The 4,067-nt window shown below is 34.7% G+C and carries 8 protein-coding genes; all 8 read right to left on the bottom strand.

Going from position 1 to position 4,067, the window contains the following annotated elements; all coding sequences use genetic code 11:
• Positions 1-75 precede the first annotated feature (75 nt).
• Positions 76-339: a DUF3703 domain-containing protein gene (locus C4S61_RS21495; RefSeq protein ID WP_235010162.1), complete on the bottom strand. Its 264-nt coding sequence runs from the start codon at positions 337-339 to the stop codon at positions 76-78.
• Between the two features lie 211 nt (positions 340-550).
• Entirely contained in the window at positions 551-949 is a 399-nt protein-coding gene (locus C4S61_RS21490) for a type II toxin-antitoxin system VapC family toxin (protein WP_103926829.1), read from the bottom strand.
• Positions 946-1,188, bottom strand: coding sequence for a hypothetical protein (locus tag C4S61_RS21485; RefSeq protein WP_103926828.1), 243 nt, complete (start codon positions 1,186-1,188; stop codon positions 946-948). The genes C4S61_RS21490 and C4S61_RS21485 overlap by 4 nt, the downstream gene beginning before the upstream one ends.
• Positions 1,189-1,245: 57 nt before the next feature.
• Complete coding sequence (locus C4S61_RS21480; RefSeq protein WP_146064487.1) at positions 1,246-1,812, bottom strand: hypothetical protein; 567 nt, start codon at positions 1,810-1,812, stop codon at positions 1,246-1,248.
• Positions 1,813-1,875: 63 nt separating this feature from the next.
• Complete coding sequence (locus tag C4S61_RS21475) at positions 1,876-2,151, bottom strand: hypothetical protein (RefSeq protein WP_103926826.1); 276 nt, start codon at positions 2,149-2,151, stop codon at positions 1,876-1,878.
• A gap of 1 nt (position 2,152) precedes the next feature.
• Positions 2,153-2,809 carry a hypothetical protein gene (locus tag C4S61_RS21470; protein ID WP_103926825.1) on the bottom strand — a complete coding sequence of 219 codons (657 nt, stop codon included), beginning with the start codon at positions 2,807-2,809 and terminating at the stop codon, positions 2,153-2,155.
• A gap of 162 nt (positions 2,810-2,971) precedes the next feature.
• Positions 2,972-3,274 carry a hypothetical protein gene (locus C4S61_RS21465; protein WP_103926824.1) on the bottom strand — a complete coding sequence of 101 codons (303 nt, stop codon included), beginning with the start codon at positions 3,272-3,274 and terminating at the stop codon, positions 2,972-2,974.
• 9 nt (positions 3,275-3,283) lie between these two features.
• Entirely contained in the window at positions 3,284-3,598 is a 315-nt protein-coding gene (locus C4S61_RS21460; RefSeq protein ID WP_103926823.1) for a hypothetical protein, read from the bottom strand.
• Positions 3,599-4,067 lie beyond the last annotated feature (469 nt).

The following is a 4,067-nucleotide window of genomic DNA, read 5'->3' as shown; positions in this document are numbered from 1 at the left end:
CTGTAAAACAGCTCATAGTAGGTTTCGATACTCGTCTTTTTCATCCCGCAACTTTAGCTCAGAATTCAAAGCACATCAAGATGCAGTTCGTCGGAGGGATACTTTTATCCCACCAATTAATAGTCTTGGTATTTGCCCAATAATCTCTTTCTTGTCTTTTATATGAATCCCAAACTTGAGCATTAACCAATGAACATAATTGTGTTCTCTAGGCCAAGGTTGTCCTAGAATGTGCGCTCGCTCTAAGTGTCTCCAAGCTACTGACAGATTTCCCTTAGTAAACTCCTCATTATATTTTTGAAGTACATTTTTATAATGTATTCTAAGTTCGTCTGGCATTGTCCAATACAGTCTCATTTTTCTTGGTTAAGTTTATAATTGACTTAATTTTTCCTCAGAAAGCCTTGCATCCAACGGTGTTCAGCATGGAGACGGCGGGCATTCGGAGCCGTTCTCTTCCAACCTATTCCTAACTTCTTAGAGATACTGAATATTCTTATTTACTCGGAACCGCCCGCTGTATCCAAGGTGATGTTAGCGAAAGTTTATCTTATCTCTTTACCCAGTTTTCTAGTTGGATTCCAGATATTCTTTCAAATTCCTTTTGATTTTCGGTCACCATGATCAGATCTTTATCCACTGCAGTACAACCGATTAATAGATCAAAATCGCTTATCATCAGTCCTATTGACCTTAATCGGGCTTTCTCTTTTCCATATAGGTAAATGGCACTGAAAATAGGGAGGATCAGAACTTGATCGGTAAAAACTTCTATTAACTCAAGATTCTTCTTGGGATTAGTGCTGTTCTCGGCTCCAAATACCAGTTCAGCAAACGTAACTTCAGAAATAGCAAAATTTTCCGTTCCTAACTCCTGAAACTTTTCCATCATCCCAAACTTTCCTCTTAAAAAATGGATGCAGATATTTGTGTCTAAAAGATATTTCATTCGAAACCAATATCTTCTGCTTTTTCAACTCTTGATTCTCTAATTTCTTTGATGATTTCATCAGAATCTTTGTTGTCTTCCCATGCTCCAAAAAGAGTTTTCAAGTCAACTTTCTCTTCCTTTATTTCAAGAGATTCAGTCAATTTTATGATCAGCTTTTTCTTGGAAAGATTATCTAGACCTCGGAACATACCAAAATACTTTTCCAAAGTCTTATTATTTAAAGTAAGGTTTGCCATGTTTTTTTTTCTTCAATTTACGGATTTAATGGATTGATGGTCAAATTATTTGAAAAATTAAATTCCTAACTCTCTTTTCTTTTTCTTTATTAAGTCCCCCATTTCACTTGTATCACTAGTAAATCCACCTGCATTTATAAATTGATTTTCAGTATTGAACCAATAGACCTTATTATCCCCTTTAACTTTCAATTTATACAAAGGAAGGTAAACAAACTGTATGAGAGAAAGAGATTCCACTTCCATCCAATTTATTTTTCCTTCCTTGTCACCATTTTTTATTGTTACATTTTGGCCTCCTAATTTTACTATCACAAATTTTTCTTTAATAGCAATAAATATTAGAAAGCAAACTATTCCTATCATTCCAAAAACTAACGTAGTAACGATGCTTTGTTCCATTTTCTCACCATTTATCCAGAATAAATCCGGAAAGAACCAAGACAAAATGGACGTAATTAACATTATTATTCCTAAGCCTAGAAACAAGTATTTCAAAGTTTTGTGATATAAATTGTTGCTTTCCATGGTTTTTTTAAATTTTAGGTAACGGTTTTCGGCTTGGCGATGTGGCGGATTTTTAGCACAAATGTTCAATAGAATTACTGCTGTTGAACCTTGCACAAATGTTTCATAGAAGTACGAAACCCGCCATATTGCCAAACCGATGTTGTGCGTTCGTTCATTTTATTTCGTTTCTTCTTTTAATAATATTTCAAGTCCTTCGTCAGCAACATCTACTACGTGAATTTTATTTTCCTCTGTATAAAATTCTTTGTATTCGTCTAAAAGTTCGTTTAAGTCTATTTTATTTTCTCTAATTGTGTTCAAAATTTCAAGTTTTTTGTCCATTGTCGTTTGATTGTACTCGCTTGAATTTGGGTCAAATAAAGTTCTCAAAGTTCTATGTTTCCATAAACTTCCTTTTCCAAATATTTTGTCTAATTTCTCTTGATAGTGCATATTAATTTAGTCCGTTTGTAAACCCAAACATATCAATAATTTTTGCTTTTGGGTAAGTTATGTTTGTCTTTTCGCCTGTTAAAAAGTCAGTTGTAAAAGTTTCGTTGGCAAGTTTGTCAATTGTCATTTGGTTGTTGTCGTAAAATTCTTTTAGACAATTAAGTGAGTTGTTGTTCACAACAGTAAAACCACATTTGTTTTTAAATATTTCGTTGAAAGTTTTACAGAAATATTGGTCAAAAGCAGGTATAAAACCAAAAACTCCTAATAAAATTTTCGTTGTCAAAGTCAAATGTGTATTATTTTCAATTATTACATTTTCTTTGGTCTTTTTATAAATTTCAATGATTTTAGAATTGGTTTCAATAGAATATTTGTCAACGTCAATAAGCCAAATATCTTTGTCAAGTGTTGAATAAAATTCAATTAATTTTTGAAAATGTTTTGCACTCTTTTGAAGTAAAAAACTTGAACCTCTTAACATTCCCCAACTTGCTAAATAAAATCCCAAAACCAAACAACTTTTTTCAATGTCTTTGGTTAAGTCACTTGTGTTTCTGAAATAGTTATAGCAATAGTCAAATGAAGTATATCTGTCAGTTGCAGCAGCTTTGCTTTTAAATTCATCAATATGTATTTCTAAATTCTTAATTTTCACGGTGTCGGTTTTTTGAATGACGCACAACGTTTTACAATATGGCCAGTAAGGGATTACGGGCTATTTCCTATCAAGGTACACGAAACATTGAAGCGGGCAACAAACCCTCGCATACCACTGAAACCCTTATTGGCTATATTGTGTGTTGTGCGCTGGGCATTTTTATATTTCATATTTCTTCATTTGAGTCTCTAAATTTTCCCATATCTTTAAAACTGTCGAAGTGCTTTTTGAAGATACCTCGTATTCTATTTTTCCTTTTTCAGTCAAACTGTACTTGCGACCAATCTTAATTATTAAACCATTTCTTGTAAGCCAAGATAATGAAGATTGCATTTCTTTATCTGTTGGCACTGAATGATTGATTCCATCGGCAATACTTGAAATTGAACTATAGTCCGCTGGTTCTTTCTGAGATGCGAGAACTGTGGAAAGAAAAATCCATGATATAGTTTGTCTGTCCATATTTAACCTTTATTCTTTAACATCTTGATGAGCCTCGTCAAATGGCTTATTGAAGTCTCTAATTCGTTTAATTTTTTCTACTTGTCCCCTGTTTGTATACTCAGCCCATAGCATCACATCTCGTGGGTCATACGTGGCTTTTGCAATATAATCCTCTAAATTAGTGATGTCCCTGTCGGATAAGAATATAATACAGCGAATTATTCTATTGTTATTCAAATAGTCTGCCGTTGAAATAGCCTTATCAAAAATCCTGAAAACCTCTGAAGCCTTTGCTCCAAAATCAGATTTTATTCTTTCTTGTATGTCAATAGTGTCAATCATCGTTTTTTTTTCCTTTTGCCTTGCCTACAACGGTTTCGGGCTTGGCGAAGGTGGCGATTTTCACCACAAATGTTGATGCGGAGAACCAAACTTTGATTAACCACGAATGTGTCTGCGGAGCACTGAACCGCCACTTTTGCCAAACCCGTGTTGCACTAAACCTGCGGTAGTTTTACCAAGTAGCAGCCGGAAAGAGGTAACTTTTTAGCTCATTCATAAACGCTTATTAATCATGAAAAAAAAGAGAACCTCCTCCAGGCCGCTTGCTCCAAGATAGCGGGATTTGCTGAACTACTGGCCAAGTTTGAGCAAAAAGTTACTGTTGCTGGCAAAAGTCAAAGTACCCTCACCAACTATGGCCGTCATCTGGCCAAACTCGCCCTTCACTTCAATGAATTGCCTACTGAAGTAGATCCAGACCGGATCAATGATTACCTGCATTTGGTCAAGCGGGGGCATAACACACCTT

Source organism: Algoriphagus boritolerans DSM 17298 = JCM 18970 (assembly GCF_900108085.1).
In the GTDB taxonomy this organism is placed as follows: Bacteria; Bacteroidota; Bacteroidia; order Cytophagales; family Cyclobacteriaceae; genus Algoriphagus; species Algoriphagus boritolerans.
Note: the sequence above shows the minus strand (reverse complement) of the source record. Positions and strands in the feature narration are given on the sequence as shown.

What these genes read in the sequence shown, in the direction of transcription:
- C4S61_RS21490 (WP_103926829.1), bottom strand. Translation starts at nt 949, where the DNA reads ATGAAATATCTTTTAGACACAAATATCTGCATCCATTTTTTAAGAGGA.
- C4S61_RS21485 (WP_103926828.1), bottom strand. Translation starts at nt 1,188, where the DNA reads ATGGCAAACCTTACTTTAAATAATAAGACTTTGGAAAAGTATTTTGGT.
- C4S61_RS21495 (WP_235010162.1), bottom strand. Translation starts at nt 339, where the DNA reads ATGCCAGACGAACTTAGAATACATTATAAAAATGTACTTCAAAAATAT.
- C4S61_RS21460 (WP_103926823.1), bottom strand. Translation starts at nt 3,598, where the DNA reads ATGATTGACACTATTGACATACAAGAAAGAATAAAATCTGATTTTGGA.
- C4S61_RS21475 (WP_103926826.1), bottom strand. Translation starts at nt 2,151, where the DNA reads ATGCACTATCAAGAGAAATTAGACAAAATATTTGGAAAAGGAAGTTTA.
- C4S61_RS21465 (WP_103926824.1), bottom strand. Translation starts at nt 3,274, where the DNA reads ATGGACAGACAAACTATATCATGGATTTTTCTTTCCACAGTTCTCGCA.